14 protein-coding genes and 6 pseudogenes are annotated in these 19,789 nt (G+C 50.9%); 10 read left to right on the top strand and 10 right to left on the bottom strand.

The genetic code is table 11. The annotated features are described in order from the left end of the window. Positions 1-54: 54 nt before the first annotated feature. Positions 55-1,266, bottom strand: a complete 1,212-nt coding sequence (locus MMW58_RS28805; RefSeq protein ID WP_004118158.1) for a M24 family metallopeptidase — start codon at positions 1,264-1,266, stop codon at positions 55-57. A gap of 86 nt (positions 1,267-1,352) precedes the next feature. Further along, positions 1,353-2,306, bottom strand: coding sequence for a LysR substrate-binding domain-containing protein (locus MMW58_RS28800; protein WP_241723812.1), 954 nt, complete (start codon positions 2,304-2,306; stop codon positions 1,353-1,355). A gap of 156 nt (positions 2,307-2,462) precedes the next feature. Between MMW58_RS28800 and MMW58_RS28795 the strand changes: the two genes are divergently transcribed. From MMW58_RS28795 to MMW58_RS28770, 6 genes and pseudogenes are all read left to right on the top strand, one after another. Beyond that, on the top strand, positions 2,463-3,311 hold the full coding sequence (locus MMW58_RS28795) for a transporter substrate-binding domain-containing protein (RefSeq protein ID WP_004118155.1): 849 nt from the start codon (positions 2,463-2,465) through the stop codon (positions 3,309-3,311). A gap of 23 nt (positions 3,312-3,334) precedes the next feature. Then, positions 3,335-4,006, top strand: a complete 672-nt coding sequence (locus MMW58_RS28790) for an amino acid ABC transporter permease (protein WP_004118931.1) — start codon at positions 3,335-3,337, stop codon at positions 4,004-4,006. Continuing rightward, positions 4,003-4,665 carry an amino acid ABC transporter permease gene (locus MMW58_RS28785; protein ID WP_004118928.1) on the top strand — a complete coding sequence of 221 codons (663 nt, stop codon included), beginning with the start codon at positions 4,003-4,005 and terminating at the stop codon, positions 4,663-4,665. The genes MMW58_RS28790 and MMW58_RS28785 overlap by 4 nt, the downstream gene beginning before the upstream one ends. A gap of 4 nt (positions 4,666-4,669) precedes the next feature. Further along, positions 4,670-5,488, top strand: a complete 819-nt coding sequence (locus MMW58_RS28780) for an amino acid ABC transporter ATP-binding protein (protein WP_004118925.1) — start codon at positions 4,670-4,672, stop codon at positions 5,486-5,488. Then, positions 5,485-6,450 (top strand): DMT family transporter, encoded by a 966-nt coding sequence (locus MMW58_RS28775; RefSeq protein WP_004118922.1) that lies wholly within the window; start codon positions 5,485-5,487, stop codon positions 6,448-6,450. The genes MMW58_RS28780 and MMW58_RS28775 overlap by 4 nt, the downstream gene beginning before the upstream one ends. Positions 6,451-6,526: 76 nt before the next feature. Beyond that, positions 6,527-7,703: pseudogene (locus MMW58_RS28770) on the top strand (IS3 family transposase). Positions 7,704-7,714: 11 nt separating this feature from the next. Here MMW58_RS28770 and MMW58_RS28765 read toward each other — a convergent pair. Beyond that, positions 7,715-8,064: pseudogene (locus MMW58_RS28765) on the bottom strand (IS1 family transposase); the annotation flags it as partial. Positions 8,065-8,465: 401 nt separating this feature from the next. Here MMW58_RS28765 and MMW58_RS28760 point away from each other — a divergent pair. After that, positions 8,466-8,573, top strand: a pseudogene (locus MMW58_RS28760) (antirestriction protein ArdA); the annotation flags it as partial. Between the two features lie 117 nt (positions 8,574-8,690). On the opposite strand, the gene MMW58_RS28755 reads toward MMW58_RS28760, so the two are convergent. From MMW58_RS28755 to MMW58_RS28745, 3 genes are read right to left on the bottom strand one after another with little or no spacing between them, the layout of a single operon-like run. After that, positions 8,691-9,683: a thioesterase, FlK family gene (locus MMW58_RS28755; protein WP_004118901.1), complete on the bottom strand. Its 993-nt coding sequence runs from the start codon at positions 9,681-9,683 to the stop codon at positions 8,691-8,693. Continuing rightward, a complete protein-coding gene (locus MMW58_RS28750) occupies positions 9,680-11,269 on the bottom strand; it encodes a class I adenylate-forming enzyme family protein (protein WP_004118898.1) in 1,590 nt (529 codons plus the stop codon). Before MMW58_RS28750 ends, MMW58_RS28755 begins: the two co-directional genes overlap by 4 nt. 36 nt (positions 11,270-11,305) lie before the next feature. After that, a complete protein-coding gene (locus MMW58_RS28745) occupies positions 11,306-12,712 on the bottom strand; it encodes a purine-cytosine permease family protein (RefSeq protein WP_004118895.1) in 1,407 nt (468 codons plus the stop codon). 805 nt (positions 12,713-13,517) lie between these two features. Here MMW58_RS28745 and MMW58_RS28740 point away from each other — a divergent pair. Continuing rightward, positions 13,518-14,210: pseudogene (locus MMW58_RS28740) on the top strand (IS1 family transposase). A gap of 222 nt (positions 14,211-14,432) precedes the next feature. Here the strand turns inward: MMW58_RS28740 and MMW58_RS28735 are convergent. After that, entirely contained in the window at positions 14,433-15,800 is a 1,368-nt protein-coding gene (locus tag MMW58_RS28735; protein ID WP_004118890.1) for a formimidoylglutamate deiminase, read from the bottom strand. 98 nt (positions 15,801-15,898) lie between these two features. On the opposite strand from MMW58_RS28735, the gene hutC reads away from it, so the two are divergent. After that, positions 15,899-16,660: a histidine utilization repressor gene (hutC, locus tag MMW58_RS28730; protein WP_004118887.1), complete on the top strand. Its 762-nt coding sequence runs from the start codon at positions 15,899-15,901 to the stop codon at positions 16,658-16,660. Beyond that, the gene (locus MMW58_RS28725) at positions 16,657-17,214 is read left to right on the top strand and encodes a HutD/Ves family protein (RefSeq protein ID WP_004118884.1); all 558 of its coding nucleotides are present in this window, start codon (positions 16,657-16,659) and stop codon (positions 17,212-17,214) included. The genes hutC and MMW58_RS28725 overlap by 4 nt, the downstream gene beginning before the upstream one ends. A 264-nt stretch (positions 17,215-17,478) precedes the next feature. Here the strand turns inward: MMW58_RS28725 and MMW58_RS30395 are convergent, their stop codons facing one another. From MMW58_RS30395 to MMW58_RS30390, 3 genes and pseudogenes are all read right to left on the bottom strand, one after another. Next, positions 17,479-17,814 (bottom strand): aromatic amino acid lyase, encoded by a 336-nt coding sequence (locus tag MMW58_RS30395; protein ID WP_040118403.1) that lies wholly within the window; start codon positions 17,812-17,814, stop codon positions 17,479-17,481. Positions 17,815-17,816: 2 nt separating this feature from the next. Beyond that, positions 17,817-18,426: pseudogene (locus tag MMW58_RS28715) on the bottom strand (ABC transporter permease). A gap of 32 nt (positions 18,427-18,458) precedes the next feature. After that, positions 18,459-19,453: pseudogene (locus tag MMW58_RS30390) on the bottom strand (ATP-binding cassette domain-containing protein). Positions 19,454-19,789 lie beyond the last annotated feature (336 nt).

Raw genomic sequence — 19,789 nt, 5'->3', positions numbered from 1 at the left:
AGCACCAGAAGGTGCTGATATATTGATGCATTCTACATTAGGCATGCTTATCTGCTATTTTTCTATAATGTTATGCTCAGGACCATAAGGGAAATGGGTAATGTTCTCTGCTGCATTTTCGGTGACAACCAGGATATCGTGTTCGCGATAACCGCCGTGTCCCGGCATGTTCTCTGGCAGCATTATCATCGGTTCCATTGAGACTACCATTCCCGGCGCTAAAACGGTTTCAATATCCTCGCGTAATTCTAAACCGGCTTCGCGGCCATAATAGTGGCTCAGTACGCCGAAGGAGTGACCATAGCCAAAAGTCCGATACTGCAGCAGGTCATGCTCGCGATAAATTTCATTAAGCGAGGCGGCGATATCGCAACAACGGGCGCCAGGGCGGATGAGCGCCTGCCCACGGCGGTGCACCTCACAGTTGATCTCCCAATGACGCAATTGCTCATCGCTAGGCTGACCGAGGAACAGCGTACGCTCCAGCGCGGTATAGTAGCCGGCAATCATGGGAAAACAGTTCAGTGATAAAATATCCCCTTGCTTGAGGCGACGGGTCGTCACCGGATGGTGAGCACCGTCGGTATTCAGGCCAGACTGAAACCACGTCCAGGTATCGCGCAATTCAACATGCGGCAAACGTTTCGCAATTTCCCGGGTCATCGCCGAGGTGGCTGCCAGGGCAACGTCATACTCCGGAACATCTTCGGCAATCGCTGCGACGCATGCCGCGCCGCCGAGGTCGGCGACCTGAGCACCAATTTTAATCAGCGCAATCTCTTCGGCAGACTTAATCATGCGCATACGCATCGTCGCCGGTGCAATATCAATAAACTGTGTCTGAGAAAGGTAATAGCAAAATTTAGCGCGCTGTTCGATCGTTACATGATCGCCCTCCAGTGCAATCCGCCGGCTATTATCAGGAACCACTTTACGTACTGCACGGTAATAATTATCGCGCTGCCAGTCCGTGTAAACGATATTTGCACCGTAGCTGCGGCGCCATCCCTGACCTCCATCGATATTGGTGGTAATTAAAAATGACTGGCTCGGTGTCACCACCAGGGCATACTGGCGACCAAAACTACAATATAAAAAATCGCCGTAGTAATTAATATTATGAATCGAGGTTAAAATAACTGCATCAATGCTGTCTGCTTCCATGGTGGCGCGTAATCCCGACAGTCGGCGCTGCATTTCATGGGAGCTGAACGTTCCTTTAACTTTTTGCCCATTAGCTAATTCAATAATATCTGGCATGCTCATAATAAACTCCGTCGTTGATAATGGCGTGATGCCATCATCTGGAAAATGATATCTTGCTACAAACGGAGATTATTAATTTGCCGTCATTAGCCGGCCTTATGCAGCGTATATTCACTGAGAATTTGCGTTCGCTCTGCAATATGACGTGCGGTTTCTTCTGTCAGCCAGTTAATCAACGCCTGAACGCGTGGCCGTTTCTCATTATTACGCGGGCAGGTTAACCACACCTGTCCGTCTTCGACAATATCGGTAAAAGGGCGAATCAGTGCGCCATTGCTCACTTCCGTCGCACACAAAGAGTGACGGCTTAAGGCGATTCCTTGGCCGGCGCAGGCGGCCTGGAGTACGAGGTCGGCGCGGGAAAATCCGGTTCCCGCCTCGACATTCAGGTCATAGAGCCCGAGGCGGGCAAAATAGGAGCGCCAATGGGTGCTATAGGCATTTTGCGGCATGGAATCATGCAGTAAGCGCAAACCACAGAGTTCGCTGTAACTGCGCAGATGCCGTGTTTTCAACAAATCCGGGCTGATCACGGGATAGATCACATCGTTGAACAGATGCCGTTGAATTAGATTTTTATCATCAACCCAAAAAGGAGTGATGGCGATATCGACCGCGTCAGATTTAAAATTGGCGGGCGTCATATCGGCATCAATTTCCAGGCTGATAGGGTACTGATCATAAAACTGATGCAATCGGGGAAGCAGCCATTTGGTGGCAAAGGACGGCATAACCCGAATCTTTATGGTGCCCTCAAGGGTTTCTTCACCGGTTTGGTGCAACGTAGTTTCGAGGATGGCAAAGGCCTGGCGCACTCCGATAAACAGTTGTTCACCCTGCGGGGTTAAGCGTAGTCCCGCGGGAGTGCGGTGAAAGACCAGATAGCCAAGCTGCTGCTCAAGCGATTGAATTTTTTGGCTTACTGCACTCTGAGTAAGAAAAAGATCCTGCGCGGCACGGGTAAAACTGAGATTGCGCGCTGCGGCATCAAAGTAGCGTAAACCGTCGAGAGACGGCAAACCTGGTTTTCGTTGCATCATCGGTTTCTCTGTTGCTAAATAACCTGTAATAAGCACTATTCATGCCAAAATCACCATTAGCCGTGCTAATAGTTATCAGTTAGAAACCACCGTTTGTCGCCGCTCAGCGAATGAATAAATATTATCAGCGTCATTCAAACTCGCGGAGAAACACTGATGAAAAATAAACTGTGGCTATTACTTTCAATGTCTGCCTTACAACTTTCACCATTATTGATATCTACGGCCCAGGCTGATTTACTGGATGATATTAAGCAAAAAAAAGAAATAGTGATTGCCACCGAAGCGCGCTATGCCCCTTTTGAAATGCTTGAAGATGGCAAAATAGTCGGTCTGGGAAAAGATATTCTCACGGAAGTGATGAAAGGATTACCCGGGGTGAAAGTGGTTCAGCTGGATATTCCATTTCAAGGGATTTTACCCGGTCTGGAAAGCAAACGATTTGACTTTGTGGCAACCTCTTTAACCATCACTCGCGATCGTGAAGCAAAATTTGCTTTTACCGCTCCCTTTTCTGACGCCAGCGTGGCCATTCTGAAACGCAAAGGGGATAGCCGCATTAATAGCGCCAAAGATCTCCAGGGCATGATTGTCGCCAGCCAGGCCGGGGCGCCGCAAATTGCGGTGCTAAAAGAATATGAAGCATCGGTACTTAAACCCACCACCGGTCACGGCGTTAAAGAAATAAAAGCCTTTATTGATTATAACGAAGCCTATGCGGCATTAGCGGCGCACCGTGTTGATGCGGTTGTGCAATCGCTGCCGAACCTCGCGCCGTTGGTGAAGACCCGTGGTGATACGTTTGAAATTGTACGCCCACCGTTTGGCCCGGCCACCTGGTACGCATGGGCCGGAAGAAAGGATGCGGATAGCGCCTCACTGGTTAAATTTATCAGCGACGGCATTGTGCAGTTGAATAAATCGGGAAAACTGGCGCAGCTACAAACGAAGTGGCTGGGTTTTTCTATGGCCGTTCCTGAGCAAGTTCCGACCCCGGCAAACTAATTTGATGGATACTGGAGGGCAATATGTTTGATATTTCAGTGGTGTTTCCCTATTTCCCTCAGCTATTAATTGGCGTGCTCAGTACTCTGGCTGTATCGCTGAGCGCGATTGTCATAGGATTGATCCTTGGTTGGTTAATTTGCCTGGGGTTAAACTCTCCGCGGCGTCTCGTGCGTTGTTTTTGCAAAACCTATGTCAGTTTTTATCGTGGAACGCCGTTACTGGTCCAGTTGATATTAATATTTTATGCTTTGCCAGCCGTAGGGATCACGCTTTCACCATTGCTGGCGGCGGTTATGGCTCTCTCATTAAATACCGCTGCCTTTCAAGGAGAAATTCTTCGGGCTGGCTTTAAAATGTTGCCAAAAGGGCAACTGGAGGCGGCACGAGATTTTGGTTTTTCAGCAGCGCAAACGCTGTTTTATATTCAGATGCCGCAGGTGTTGCGCGCCATGATGCCGGCTTTGATTAATGAAACCATCGATATTATCAAAAATTCGGCATTGGTCTCGGTGGTGGCGGTCCATGAGTTGATGAGAGTGACTCAAACGCTGGCCTCCACCACCTATCGGCCGCTGGAGTTTTATACGGCATGCGGTCTCCTTTATTTTCTGACCTCGTGGGGGCTGAGTATTGTTGGCGCCAGGTTAGAGAAAAACCGTTCATCTTCGGCTCAAAGGGTATTAGCACAATGAATGTTGAAATACTTTTTACCTATAAAGATGCCATTGCTGCCGGTATTTTAATGACCCTAAAAATGAGTCTCGGCGGTATCCTGCTGGGGCTGGCGATCGGGCTGTGTTTTTTTATTCTCGAAAGACAAAAACCGGCTTTATTTAATGTAATATATCATGCATGGATTAATGTGTTTCGCGGCACGCCGTTACTGGTGCAGCTCTTTTTAGTCTTTTATGGTGGTCCCTATATTGGTATTAATCTCGAGGCGCAACAGGTCGGGGTACTGTGCCTGGGATGTTATGGTTCCGCTTATTTTGCGGAAATATTTCGTGCGGGTCGCAATGCTGTCTCAGGTGGGCAAGTTGAAGCGGCGGCAGACCTGGGGTTAAGTCCATGGCAAATATTTACTTTCATTGTCTGGCCGCAAATGCTCGCGCGTATTATCCAGCCATTGATTGGCCAGAGCGTCATTTTGGTAAAAGAGTCGTCGGTGCTATCCATTATTACGGTCGGTGAACTCACCAATACCGCCATGACCATTGCTAACCAGACTTATGCGATGGTTGAAATCTACGCCTTAATGGCCATTGTTTATTGGGGGATCGCGATCGGTATCTCCCGTCTGGGTAATAAAATAGAGCGCCATTATTCTTATTCTCAATTAAGCCGAGGTTAATACTATGCGTGATTATGCTATTGAGATTAACAACCTCAATAAACATTATGGCGAAAACCATGTTCTACGTGGCATCGATGTCAGCATTTCTCCCGGAGAAGTCATCTGCGTGATTGGTGGCTCAGGGTCGGGTAAATCCACGCTGTTACGCTGTATTAACTTTTTGGAAGATTATAGCTCCGGCAGCATTGTGGTGAATGGCGAGAACGTCGGCTATGAACCTCTCGGCGGGGAAAAACGCCGGCGTTTAAGCGACAAGGAAAACCGTCAGGCTTTACGCGACGTCTGTATGGTCTTTCAGCAGTTTAATCTGTGGCCGCATATGACGGTACTCGATAACGTAGCCACGCCGTTGCGGCGGGTTAAAAAGGTCTCCCGTGAAGCAGCCTACGCCGAAGCGAAAACGCAACTGGCACGGGTTGGTCTGGCAGACAAAGCCGATAGCTGGCCCGCGATGTTATCCGGTGGTCAGCAGCAGCGCGTTGCCATCGCCCGGGCATTGACCATGAAACCCGCCATTATGCTGTTCGATGAACCGACTTCAGCGCTTGATCCGGAGCTGGTCGGGGAGGTACTAAAGGTCATCCGCAATCTTGCCGATGATGGTATGACCATGATGATTGTGACCCATGAGATGGGGTTTGCCGCTAAAGTCTCCGATCGGGTGCTGTTTCTTGCCGATGGCTGCATTGAAGAGCAGGGAGCACCGGCGCAACTGTTCCATCAGCCGAAAAGCCCGCGGCTGCAGTATTTTTTGTCGTCGTGGAGTGAGCGCCAGTCGGGGGCTAGATTACCTGAAACGGCATTGCAGGAGTCAGCATGAAGCAAGGGATTACATTTGGCGTACTCGCTGGCGCATGCTGGGGATTCATCTTCCTGCCACCGGTACTGCTACCCGAGATCTCACCACTGCTGTTAACCTGCGGTCGCTTTGCTACCTATGGGATACTGGCGGCAATATTACTTATACCTCAATGGCGCAACATTGCCCGTGTATGGCATCATCGCGATCTGCTGACGCTAATCCGTCTTTCGCTGATGAGCAATGTCCTCTATTTTCTGCTCGTCGCGGTGGCCGTACAGCAGGTCGGTATTGCCGCGACATCCTTAGTGATAGGTTTAATTCCTGTGATGGTTCCGGTGCTTGGTCGCAGGGACCAGCATGCTCCGCCCTTCAGGCAATTATTGCTGCCGATGACGGCTATCATTGCTGGTGTGGTGCTGATTAATCTGCATGCGATACAAACATCCTCGCACCAAGTTACAGAAGGAAAACGGCAGATACTAGGGATCCTTTGTGCCTTCGCTGCATTACTGTGCTGGAGCCGTTACGCTGTCGAGAACTCCCGCTGTCTGAAAAAACTCCCTTACAACAGTAACCAGTGGTCTCTCCTGATAGGCCTGTGTACGGGATGTATTTCGGTACTGCTATGGCTCATCGCCAGTATATTCAGGTTTTCTGCAGTTGACTTGTCGTTACCGGAAAACACTCAAACGCTCTTTTGGATAACGAACATGATGTTAGCCGTGGTCTCCTCATGGCTGGGATATCTGGCGTGGAATCTCTGTTCCCGGCGTCTTCCGGTATCACTGACAGGGCAGATGGTGGTTTTTGAAACCCTTTTCGCGCTGCTATATGGTTTTATCTATTCACAGCGCATTCCGGATCTACAGGAAAGTGCCGCCATTACGCTGTTAATTGGTGGGGTTATGTTTACGTTACATTACCATCAGCACAATCATGGCGGCTACGTGAGTAATAATTCAGAAGTCAATCGGAGTTGATTATGGCTTAACCAGATTCTCGTACATGAATAGACTGGCCCCTGGAATCTTCAGACAGTTGGTATCACTTAAGTTATTGATAGTATTAATACTCATTTTTAGTCTAGTCGCTGGAATCCGGATAATTGATGTTTTAGGACCAGACAAGGGCAGACGGCGCAGCGTTCAGGAAAAAATCGCCATTGTTCAGCAGAGCTTTGATCCCGGCATGCCGGTGTCGCTGCTAGTCAGCTCTTCCTGTGGCGCAAGCAGTATCAGGAAGGCAGCCTCACCGCCGATGCCGCTGGTCAACAGGTTATGCCCGCGTCGGAGCTAGACTCTGCGATGAAGCAAATTAAAGAACTGGAGCGCCTGCTGGGCAAGATGACAATGGGAAACAAGCTGCTGAAAGAAGCCGTTGAATATGGCCGACAAAAAAGTGGATACTGCACGTGCCCTTGTTGCCGGAGGATGGCGAATAAGCCTCGTCAGTCGTTGCCTCCGGATCTCACGTGCGCAACTGCATGCCATGCCCCATATCCATACTGTTATAGGCGCTCTGCCCACCTATGGTTATCGTGGGGTATGGGCACTGCTACGCAGACAATCAGAAACTGACGACATGGCGGTGATCTATGCCAAAATACCTCATCATGCGTCAGAATGCGCTGCTGCTTGAGCGTAAACCGGCAATATCGCCATCGAAGCAGGCGCATACAGGGAAAGAGGCCGTTGGAGAAAGTAACCAGCGGTGGTGCTCTGACGGCTTCGGGTTCAGCTGTGATAATGGCGAAAAACTACAGGTCACGTTCGCCCTGGACTGCTGCGATCGTGAAGCACTGTACAGGGTGGAAAGTAATGGTGGATATGACAGCGAAACCGTACAGGGCGTGATGCTGGGTGCGGTGGAACGACGCTTCGGCAGCAGCCTGCCGTCATCCCCCGTTGAGTGGCTGACGAATAACGGTTCGGCCTACCGGTCTCACCTGACGCGTCAGTTCGCCAGAATGGTAGGACTAGAGCCTGGACATACGGCGTTACGTAGCCCGGAAAGCAACGGGATGGCAGAGAGCTTCGTGAAAACGATGAAACGCGACTACATCAGTATCATGCCGAAACCCGATGGGTTAACAGCGGTAGAGAACCTTGCAGAATCCTTCGAGCATTATAACGAATGGCATCCGCATAGTGCACCGTGGTATCGTTCGCCACGGGAATACCTGATGCGGCAAACCAGTAATGGGTTAAGTGATAAAAAGTGTATGGAAATATAGGAGCCAACCCACCCGACGTAGCCCCTCTGCTCTTCCCTTTTTACGCAGACAATAACACCCCAGCCCGCCTTTATCCGCGAGGTTACTGACTGGGGACTGAGTTTTTTAAACGACGGGAAATGGTGTTCAGACCAATGCCGATAATGTGTGGACTGGCACGGCATCCAGAGCCATTTATAGTAATGTCGATGATTTTCCTCTGTTGTGTACTGCACTGTAAGGTTGTATAGGTGAAAGTGAGTATCCATGGCTTACGGCACTGCCTGCAGAGATAATGCTGATGACCGGCAGTACTTTTGCCGTTACGGTCTACGCCTTCAGTCACAGCACAAGATGGCGATCCCACGTAAATGGAAGCCATAAAACACCTCAAAAATACCATCCAACACAAAATCAATAAGTTGGTAGCACTACCCAGGATTTTGTGAATGTCAACGACGCAATAACAACGATGTTGCTACGCGCCACATTCATCCCGTTTAACGTTGACCGACGTGCCGCTACTATAGACGGACCACGACTGATGCAAGGGGAGCATAAACGCTGTCAACTTAACCCGGCCACAGTTTATTTCAAAGGCGCTAACCGCCATCTTCCCATCGTTTTCAGGTTCATTTTTCGCCGTCAAACCGCCCAGCCTCCTCCTGCTGTTTACCCTGCAGCAGCTTCGGTGACGCCCTTGCATCCTCCGTTGTGCTCCCGTTACTTGTGTCGGCACAGTTTAAGCCGGACCCCTGACGGCATTGGCCACAGAGGTTTTTTATGGGCAACACGACCACCACACCTGCTGCCTAGGTCGGCATTTACCACAATTATTACTGCGGTAGTATTTTCGGCAAATGGTTTGACCTAACGGAGTTTGACAGCAGGGTGGTTTACCGACCTTATCTCCTTTTCGGGTATAACATAGGAATTCCCATCTTTTATGCTGGTCTGAGTCTATAGTGGGGAGAAGGAAGCGTTAGCCTACTTCTCTCCGTCGGTGGCTCAGCAGCGCTCTCCCGCAGATGCCAGCCAAGTGTCCATCATATCAAGGCGGTCATTTCCCCAGAACAGTTTGCCATCGGCAAACACTGCTGGTGCACCAAATACCCCGCGAGCAATAGCTTCATCTGTGTTCGAGACTATGGCTAGCTTCCGGGCTTCATCGCCGATGGAGGAGATGCACGCATTTTTATCTAGCCCTACTGAAGTGGCTAAGTCGCCTAAGATGGCAACATCGCTAATATCCAGACTTTGTGACCAATACGCCTGCATCACCTTGAAGGCGAATGCTTCTCCCAGCCCCTCTTCAACTGCATACAGGGTAGCTCGCAGCGCACGTGAAGGCCGCAACGGGAACTTAGGATGATAACTTAGTGGCAGCCGGCGAATGCGCGCCCAGTCCTGCATATCTTGTTTGAACCAGTTGACAAACGCTGGCGAGGCATCCAACGGTCTACGACCACCTATGCGGTCAATCAAATTAGCCAGATGGAAGGGACGTAGTACTATCATTCTTCCGTACGCAGCGGCAATTTCTCTTAGACGGGGGAAGGCGAGGTAGCACCAAGGGCTGTGAAAATCAAAGAAAAACTCCAGCGGAGCTCCCTCTGGCAGTTTACCATCAGCACGTTCAAAACGGCTGAGTGGCGCTAGAGCACGTTCATGCTTACCGCTCATGATCAATGCTCCCGCTTGATGCGCCTGTACGAAAAACTGCAACCTTTTCTCGTCTGCGCTAATTAACGTCGCCGTACAGCGAACCTCCTGATAAGGCCAGGCGGGTTTATGATGATGTACGTCGACATGGGTTCCCACGCTCACCCAGCCGGACGGTAAGTCTTTTGCTACAGCATCGGCACTGGTCTCCTCCAATAGAGCGATCAACGCTGGTGTCGACACCACTTTCACACCCGTGTTGCCAATTGCAGCTGCTGTTTGGTGCGGCCCAGGGGTGAAGACGCATGTATGTGGATAGCCTGTCACACTCATTTTCATAAAAGCTCCTTCAGTTGCCCATCAAGGGCTGCGGTTTTCAACATGCGCTTGAGGATCTTCCCGCTTGACGTCATCGGCCATTCTACGATGGTAAAGACCCGAGCAGGATGTTTAAAACCAGCTATTTTACCAACACAGGCTTTTCTTATTTCATCTTTGGATAACGGCTTGGTGGACTCAATAGCGGCGGCTACCACTTCGCCGTAAAATTTATCGGGTAGAGCGAAGACTGCAACTTCAGTGATCGACGGATGCTCACGCAGCAGATTTTCTATCTCTACAGGATAGATATTTTCACCACCGCGAATGATCATATCGCGCAGGCGTCCTCCTACCAGTTCGACCCTACCATCGATGTTTAGCCGACCGAGATCGCCCGTATTCATCCAGCCTTGAGGATCGATGCAGCGAGCGGTTTCCTCCGCATCTCGATGATATCCCAACATGACCATTGGCCCACGAACCTGTAGCTGGCCGATTTCCCCGTGGGGGAGTACCACTCCGGTATTCGGATCGCAGACCTGCACTTCAACTCCAGGTAAGGGCAAGCCAGCGGTGGCAAAGCGCTGGGGACTTTGCCAGTAATCTAACGCTATCAGTGTGCTGGCTTCCGTCTGCCCGTAAACCTGCACCAACCCATTAATAGGAAACGCCCGCGCGCACTGTTCCAGAAGTCTCGGATCGCAGTCTGCACCACCGCAGGTTCCGGTACGCAAAGACGAGAGATCGAAATATGGTCTGTCCGGATGCTCTAACATCGCTAAGTAGGACGTGGGGACTCCCGTCAGAACTGTACAGCGCTCCCGTTCTATCAGCGAAAGCATTTGTCCGGCGTCGAAAGCACGCATACCCAAATATGTCGCACCAGCTGTCAGGCATGCCAGAATATTCATGATGCAACCTGCACAGTGGAAGAGCGGAATAATGGATGTCCAGCGATCCATCTCCGTCACTTCCAGCCGCTGCACGGTGCCCCAGGCATTCATCATTATCCCTTCCATACAGAGTTCTGCGCCTTTAGGCCGTCCAGTAGTACCAGAAGTATATTGGATACTAGCCAACTCTCTGGGGGACCATACCCACTCCGTCAGTTCAGCCAAAACGGGTTGGCGCATTACCGCTTCATATTCCATATCATCGAAGTTAATAATGTCTCTTAGGCTAGGGAGTTGAGGATGAATCGCTCGTACCATGGCTAAATATTCGCTGGAGCGAAAACGTTCGGACAGCAAGATGGCAACTACTTGGCTGTGATCGAGAACGTGGCGTAAATCATTATCACGGAAATGAGTATTAACAGGCACCAGTATCGCACCTAAGGCCGAAATTGCAATCTGGGCAACTGGCCACTCAATACGATTTTCTGCCAACAGAGCCACCGGGTCACCCGCTTTTACACCACGACGACTTAGCTCTAGCGCCAACTTGTCGACACTGTCAAGCCAACCTCTGAAGGTCATTCGTTGATTACCAGCATCGAATACCAGAGCTTCTTTATCAGGCCATTTTTCTGCATAATGACGCAGTAAACTGTATGGCGTATTAAGCGACGTTTTTTCGGAAAATGGGTCAACAATATATTTCATGTATGGATCCTTTATTTGGGATTATTATTTTTACTGTTAATCAGTAGCCTGTATTTTCATAGAAGCGGGGGGCAATATTCTGCTGTAAATGTAATACACTATGCCGGTGCCAATCAGGCCAACTAACCAAGAGATATCTGCGCCATCTAACAGGCCTGCAATCGGACCAGTGTAAATACTGCTGGAAACAAAAGGAAGTTCCATTAATAAGCCAATGAAGTAAATGGAAATTACACTCCAGTTCCAGCGGCCATATATTCCTTGTGGATCGTTTAATGCCTGCAGATCGCATTTAGAACGATGCCCCCACTGCCAGTCAGCCAGACAAATTGCACTCCAGGGAGAAATAAAGGTCAGTAGAAATAATAAAAAAGAAGAAAAAGCGTGTATGAAGCTTCCCGAGCCCCATAACGCAATGGAAACAGCTAACAAAATCATGGCTGATACATAAATAAATCGATGACCGACAGAGACGGTTGCTTTTCCTCTGAAACCATTCACAAGCGTCGCACTCGACATATAACTGCTATACGCATTCAATGTCATCATGGTTATTTTGCCGAAGCCTACGACAAAGTAAAGCAAAGATGCGACGAGACCGGATGCCCCCAGATTTACAACGAATTCTACTTCATGTCCGGTAAATGCCACTCCGGCAATAGCGGCGGAAAAAACACCAAATGTCATGGCTGCCTGAGAGCCCAGCGTTGTTCCAGAGGCGGCGGCAAAGAACACTTTCAGTTTTGATGTATCCGTAGGGAGGTAACGTGAATAATCTCCGACATAGGGGCCATAAGCAATTTGCCAGGCCGCCGCCAGTGAAATGGAAAGGATAAACTGGTTGGGAATAAACTTTCTCTGTTCTAGAAGACTGCTAATATTATGGCCAGCTAATAATGCAACGAACATGTAAATAAATGCAATGATGCCGACCACACTCGCGATCCGTGCTAAAGAATGTATGGCGCGGTAGCCTAAGGTGGCAACCAAGATCGTGATGACACCGAATAAAACGATACCCTGCCATTCTGCGGCATTCAAAATTTTTGCCACGGCCTGTCCTGCCAGCAATGTGCCTCCAGCAGAGAACCCTATATATAAAAAACTTACCAGTAAAAGAGGGATGACCGCGCCATAAACACCAAATTGCATACGGCTTCGAATCATTTGTGGCAGTCCTGTAGCTGGCCCTTGTATGGCCTGTAGCCCCATTATGATACTGCCTAATATCTGACCTATAAATAAACCGATCAATGACCAGAAAACATCGCCGCCTAATACAACGGCCAACGCGCCGGTCACAATAGCGGTAATATTAAGGTTAACCCCTAGCCATAATGTAAACTGTCCCATAGCGCTGCCGAAGCGCTCATTATCAGGTACATAATCGATTGACCGTCTTTCTATAACCGTGTGCTTTACAGTGCTAGTGGAATGTTTCATAGATGAATCCTTCGAAAATTACAAGCATATAATCTGAACGGTACGCTGCCTGCTAGCAACATTTACTCGTTCTGCTATAGGCCGCCTGCTGTCATTAACATGAAGACTTAAACTTCTGCCTTTCTGCGATTCAGTCTTTAATACCCGTTTTTTTTGCAGTGCCCCGATAAATTAGGGTGCCGATACCTTGACGATAAACGTGTTATGACGACATACGCCACCACTCCTCATGGGATAAACCTCATATCATTGATTCGAATACCTCAGAAATTAACTACTCTCAGATATTAATTAAGCATGACGTAGTATCATCTTCGATCGTGATGTATTTTTTCCTCCGCCTGAAGTACTCGGCAGTCTCGGGTTCTGGTTATCAACCACCACAAAGTCAGAGCCATCATGTTTAATTCTGTTATTGAAGGTACTCATCGTAATAACCGCCCCTTTACTTTGGTTGTTGGATTTTTCTCATAAAATATAAGCTGTAAGAAAGATTTGATGTACAGTCCTGCATATACAACCTGCATTAGCCATGCCATGATTGCGCACTAAAACATAAAAAGTTGAATTTAAAGCAGTTATTTTTATCTCTGCTGGTTTTACCAGAGCGGAGTTTTGTAAAGTATCCTCAAAGAAATCAATTGTTGATAAAATGTAAGCATGACATGCCCCATTACAGGGATAAACACCTAACATTTGCACCACAATTGAGCAATGAAGTTATCCACTAGGTAATCATTAGCTATTCATGGTGATGCTGCCAACTTACTGATTAAGCGTATGATGGTGTTTTTGAGGTGCTCCAGTGGCTTCTGTTTTTATCAGCTGTCCCTCCTGTTCAGCTACTGACGGGGTGGTGCGACCGGCAAAAGCACTGCCGAACATCAGCGCTATCTCTGCTCTCACTGCCGTAAAACATGGCAGCTACAGTTCACTTACACCGCCTCTCAACCCGGTACGCACCAGAAAATCATTGATATGGCCATGAATGGCGTTGGATGCCGGGCAACCGCCCGCATTATGGGCGTTGGCTTCAACACGATTTTACGGCACTTAAAAAACTCAGGCCGCAGTCGGTAACCTCGCGCATACAGCCGGGCAGTGACGTCATCGTCTGCGCGGAAATGGACGAACAGTGGGGCTACGTCGGGGCTAAATCGCGGCAGCGCTGGCTGTTTTACGCGTATGACAGGCTCCGGAAGACGGTTGTTGCGCACGTATTCGGTGAACGCACTATAGCGACGCTGGAGCGTCTTATGAGCCTGCTGTCACCCTTTGGGTGATATGGATGACGGATGGCTGGCCACTGTATGAATCCCGCCTGAAGGGAAAACTGCACGTTATCAGAAAGCGATATACGCAGCGAAATGAGCGGCATAACCTGAATCTGAGGCAGCATCTGGCAAGGCTGGGACGGAAGTCGCTGTCGTTCTCAAAATCGGTGGAGTTGCATGACAAAGTCATCGGGCATTATCTGAACATAAAACACTATCAATAATTTGGAGTCATTACCCTAAATAGCATATTGATTCATGAGATAACCAGAAACTTGTAATTCTGCATTAAAAGGTATTCACCTCCTGAATTGCAAGGAGTGAAGCCAAGCAAGAGGGGCGATGCTTCACGACCGACATGATCCCGTTAGTAAAATCATTTGAATTATTTAAACTTCATTCAGAAACAAAACCGGTTCACCGTCGTTGAACCGGTTTGTTCGATGTCAGACTGCAAGATGTTTCATTACCTGAATAAATGCCTGTGAGACAGATTCTTCTTGATGGTGATGCCCATCCTCAATCACCCAGCGTCCGCCAGTCATCACCGCGGTAATGGGATTAGATGAACAGGCGAAGATCCAACGGTTGAGCAGCATCTGGTCTTCTGCGCTGGCGATAAAGGGGTTCTGGCTATCCAATACGACCAGATCGGCCCGATATCCTACGCTTAGCTGGCCAATGTTTTGGCCCAGCGCTCTGGCGCCGCCTCGTAGTGCCCCTTGATACAGCACGTTGCCAACGTGAGGCTCGCCTGGGACGATGAGCCGGTTGCGGCGCTGGGCTATCAGGCGCTGCCCGTATTCGAACCAGCGTAAATCCTCGCTGACGCTGACGCTAATGTGGCTGTCGGAACCAATTCCCCAGACGCCGTTATTCTCCAGATATTGTGGGCCGGGGAATATGCCATCGCCGAGATTGGCTTCGGTGGTCAGGCACAGGCCGGCCACCGCACCGGATGTGGCGATCTTCATCGTTTCCTGAGGCGTCAGATGAGTGGCGTGGATCAGGCACCAGCGCGAATCCACGGGGAGATGGTTGTACAGCCACTCCACCGGGCGCTCGCCGGACCAGGCCAGGCAGTCATCCACCTCTTTTTGCTGTTCAGCAATATGAATATGAATCGGCTGCTGGCCAGGATGGCATGCCAGAATGGCGCCAATCTGCTCCGGCGTAACGGCCCGTAATGAGTGGAAGCACAGACCGGTACGCTGCATTGGCTCACCGGCCAGCCGCGATGTGAGCGACTCGTACATTGTCAGGTAGCTGTCGCTATCGTTGATAAAGCGGCGCTGTCCAACGGAGGGCGGCTGCGCGCCAAACCCGGCGTAACTGTACAGGACAGGCAGCAGCGTCAGGCCGATGCCGGTATGTTTCGCTGCTCTGGCGATACGCAGCGCTAATTCCGTCCGCTCTTCATAAGGCGCGCCGCTGCTGCTGTGATGCAGATAGTGGAATTCGGCGACCGAGGTGTACCCGGCTTTGAGCATTTCGATGTACAGATAGCTGGCGATGGTTTCCAGCTGTTCTGGCGTAATTTTATCTACCAGCCTGTACATCAGATCCCGCCAGGTCCAGAAGCTATCCGACGGGTTTCCCGCGACCTCCGTTAACCCGGCCATCGCCCGCTGGAAGGCATGGGAGTGCAGGTTTGGCATACCCGGCACGACGACCCCTTTGATGCGCGTCGCATGCGGACTCGGCGCTGCGTTCTTTTCCAGCGCGGTTATGATGCCTTCTTCGGACACGGTTATGCCGACGTTATTTGCCCAGCCATCAGACAAAAGCGCTTTTTCTGCCAACCAGACTGCCATTTTACCACCTTATTATTAGTGCTAATATACTTGTACATATATATACATCTAACAGGTCATAGAGTAAACTGACAACGTCAGCATATGAGGAATAGTTAATGGCGCGTAATGACTTGTCAAATTCGGATTCCGTGGATGAGATACTTGAACATCCCGCCCCCTTTTATGAAAGGGTTAAGGTCATGATCAAAACCAAGATCCACAGCGGGGCATGGCCAGCGAATTACCGTGTTCCCTCTGAAAGCGAACTGGTTACGCTGTTTGGTTATAGCAGGATGACGATTAACCGCGCGTTGCGAGAACTGACCGCGGAGGGCTTGCTGGTGCGAATGCAGGGGGTTGGTACTTTTGTCGCCGAAATTCGCGGTCAGTCGGCGCTGCTGGACATTAACAATATCGCTGACGAAATCGTCAGCCGTGGCCATCGCCACCACGCCAGAGTTTTCAGACTGATGGAAATCGAAGCCGATGCCCAGCAGGCGTTCAGCTTTGGCATGCAGCAGGGTTGCGGTCTGTACCATTCGCTGATTTGCCATTATGAAAATGGCGTACCGGTTATGCTGGAAGACCGACTGGTGAATATGCAGGTTGTGCCTGACTACCTGCAGCAGGATTTTACACGTATCACGCCGAACGCCTATCTCTCCTCAATTGCGCCGATTGTTGAAGGCGAACACGTTATTGAAGCGGTCAACGTCACGCGGGCCGAGTGTGTTTACCTGGAAATTGATGAACATACGCCTTGTCTGCTGGTCAATCGTCGGACGTGGACCGGCCGTCAGGAGAAGAAAATCGTCACCAGCGTGCGCCTGGTCTATCCCGGTCCGCGTTACCGTCTGGAAGGGAGCATGCGCAAATGATCCGTCTGCTCCCTGCCGGGTTGTATACGGAAATGCCCTGGAAAAACGGCCTGGGCGTGACGCGCGAAGTGGCCCGCTATCCGGAATCGGGAGAATATGAATGGCGTATATCCCTGGCGACCATTCGCCAGCCTGGTCCGTTCTCCACATTTCCCGGCTACCTGCGCAATATCAGCGTGCTGGAAGGCGGCGGGATGTACCTGACAATTGATGGGCAGCGCAGCGCATTGATTGCGCCTTTCCAGGCGCTGGGGTTCAACGGCGCGAGCGGCGTATCCTGTGAGATTGTCGGCGGCCCGCTGCTGGATTTTAATGTGATTTACCGGGAAGCCGCTCTGCGGGCGACGGTGAGCTGGTGCGGGGCGGGAACGTGGTCGTATCAGGGCGGACTGCGGATATTGTTTAATGCCGGGCCCGCGTTGCGGGTGAGCGTCGGCGACCAACGCTATTTACTGGAACATTACGACAGCCTGCTGGTGGATGAAGCGGTGGCGCTGGTTATCCAGGACTCTCCGGGCGTGCGTCTGGCCCGCATCACGCTGGTTCCCCTTTAATCACGCTGCAGGCTCCATCTGCGGCGCCTGTTGTCACTCCTCTTCGCACAATGCCTGCAGCATCGCGCTGAGTTCGCCCTGATGAATCAGGGCGCGTAGCGCATGTATATCGGGGTAGAGCAGCGTATCTTTATCCCGAAACGGCACGCCTGACGCACTCTCTCCAGCGTCGCCTCGCTGCCCACGGCGGCACGCAGCGGGCGATGGAACTTCAGCGCCTGACAGGCGCACAGCAGTTCGATGGCGACGATGTCCACGGCGTTTCTACCGCCTGAAGCGCTTTGCGTGCGGCGGCAACCTCCACATGCTGACATGATCTTCCTGACCGGCGCAGGTGGACACCGTGTGGATACTGACCGGGCCGGCCAGACTGCGGTTATCGCCCGCCAGCGCAGCGGCGACGTAGGGTGGGATCATCATCCCGGAGTACCCCGAATCCGGCGAGATAAGAAAGGCCGGCAGCCCGCTGAGATGCGTATTGGTTATTCGGTCGCAACGGGCCTGGGAAGCGGTGCTCAACTGGGCAATCGCAACGGCCAGCGCCGTTGGCGCACCGCGGATCTGGGGGATACAGCGTATACTAAGCGAGTCCTGAAGCATAATTATCCTCTCTGAGGTTGCCAGCTGCTGAGTTGATGAGTGGCGTAAACCACCAGCATATACAGCAGCAGCGCCAGAATGATGCTGTCCGCGATCCCACCGATGATGGGAGTCAGAAATTGCAGCAGGAAGCACCAGGGTAAACAGCGAGCCGAGCTGTGGTGTGCCAATTAATGCCGCGACGGAAACGATTCTGACCTTAAACACCACGGCAACGCACAGACCGTAACGAATCACCGGCACGGCCAGCGGCGGGTCGTTCTGGAAAAACTGCTGGGCGGGTTTATACCCGAGCGCTGCCGCGGACTGACGGGTATCGGCCGATACGGAGTTCAGCCCGTCGCAGACGGTGCAAACCAGTAGCGCAAAGCTGCCGATGGCAAGTGCGACAACAACATTAATGGGGTCCAGAATCTGCGTGTAGAGCAGCGGGGGCAGCAGCACAAACAGCGCCAGTGACCGAATGGTATACAGTATGCCAAACAGGTTAACGATCGCCGGCTTGACCGATGGCAGGTGGTGAATGCCCCAGGCTACAGGGGGCGCCAGAATTACCCCTATTACTACCTGCACAATTGCGAGATAGCTGTGCCAGAGAAACAGGTTGAAGATTTAATCGCTCTGCGCCCATAGCCAATCGAATCTCATGCTCCCTCCTGGCGCGTGGATTTACACATGTCGAGTACTTGATCGAGGTGGATGGTCCCCTGCGGGATTTGCCGTTCATCGACGATCACGGCCCGGTGGTTGGGCGAGCTCAGTGCAGCGTCCAGTAAATGGCGCAACGGGCTCCCTTGCTGGTGGAACGTCGCCCCCAGATTGATGTTGTCGTGGGTAATTGCTGTTGCCGGCTGATGGGTGTCGAACCAGCCAAACGCTTTGCCGTTTTGGGTAACCAGCAGCCAGCGGTCGATGGTCATCTCATTGGCCTGCTCGAAGGAACAGTCCAGCTCGGCATAGGGCTAGTTGCGTAACCCGGTTTCTGTGTCGGAGGCGTGGAAACTCAGTTTGCGATAGCCTCTGTCTTTGCCGATAAAGTCCGACACAAAGGCGTTTTGCGGCGTATTGAGCAGTTCGCCAGGAGAGGCCATCTGCGCCAGCTTGCCGCCAGGTTTAAGTACCGCGACCAGGTCGCCGAGCTTCATGGCTTCATCAATATCGTGAGTGACCATAATGATGGTTTTGCTCACCTCTTTCTGAATACACAAAAACTTTTCCTGCAGCTGTTCGCGGACCACCGGGTCGACCGCGCTGAACGGTTCGTCCATCAACATAAACTCCGGGTCTGCCGCCAGGGCGCGGGCAACGCCCACGCGCTGCTGCTGGCCTCCGGAAAGCTGTCAGCGGAAGGTTTGGCGATTTGCGGATCCAGACCGACGACTTCCAGTAATTCCCCCGGCTCTGGCTTTACTTTTAGTGGCGCAGTCATTTGCTCGGTTACTGGAACCGTTATCGGGCCAAATCCTGCATAACGATTCCAGTAACCGGTTAATTATCCGCAACAAGGTGGTTTTCCACAGCCCGAAGGGCCGACAAATACCCTAATATTGCCACACTGTGCTACCAGGCTAAGGCCATTTACTTCGATCGAACCGTTGTCGTAGTGCTCAGCCACATTCTGGAAGGTAATCGTCTTCACGCGTCTGATTGTTGTGTGTGGTGTTCCCGAGTGCAGGGGAGTCACGCGACAAAATTCTGCTATAGGTAATCTTGTATGTACAACAAAAACGCTTGCGTCAGTACCAGTGAAATACGCAACAAGATGGTTATTTAGTGATTTAAAACAATTCATTAGTGTATTTTTCCGTTATAGGGTACTGCCGTTTATGGCGAGATAAGAAGTCATGACGAGATAGAAAATGCACTGGTGTTATCTTTTTGTGATGTTTTGGTGCACAAAAATAAGGCAGAGAGCTGTATTTTTGCACCATAATGGCACATCACCACAGTGTGTTCACGATGGTATAGCGCAGGA

It is taken from the genome of Klebsiella sp. HC6 (assembly GCF_022605325.1).
Taxonomy (GTDB): domain Bacteria; phylum Pseudomonadota; class Gammaproteobacteria; order Enterobacterales; family Enterobacteriaceae; genus Klebsiella; species Klebsiella terrigena.
Note: the sequence above shows the minus strand (reverse complement) of the source record. Positions and strands in the feature narration are given on the sequence as shown.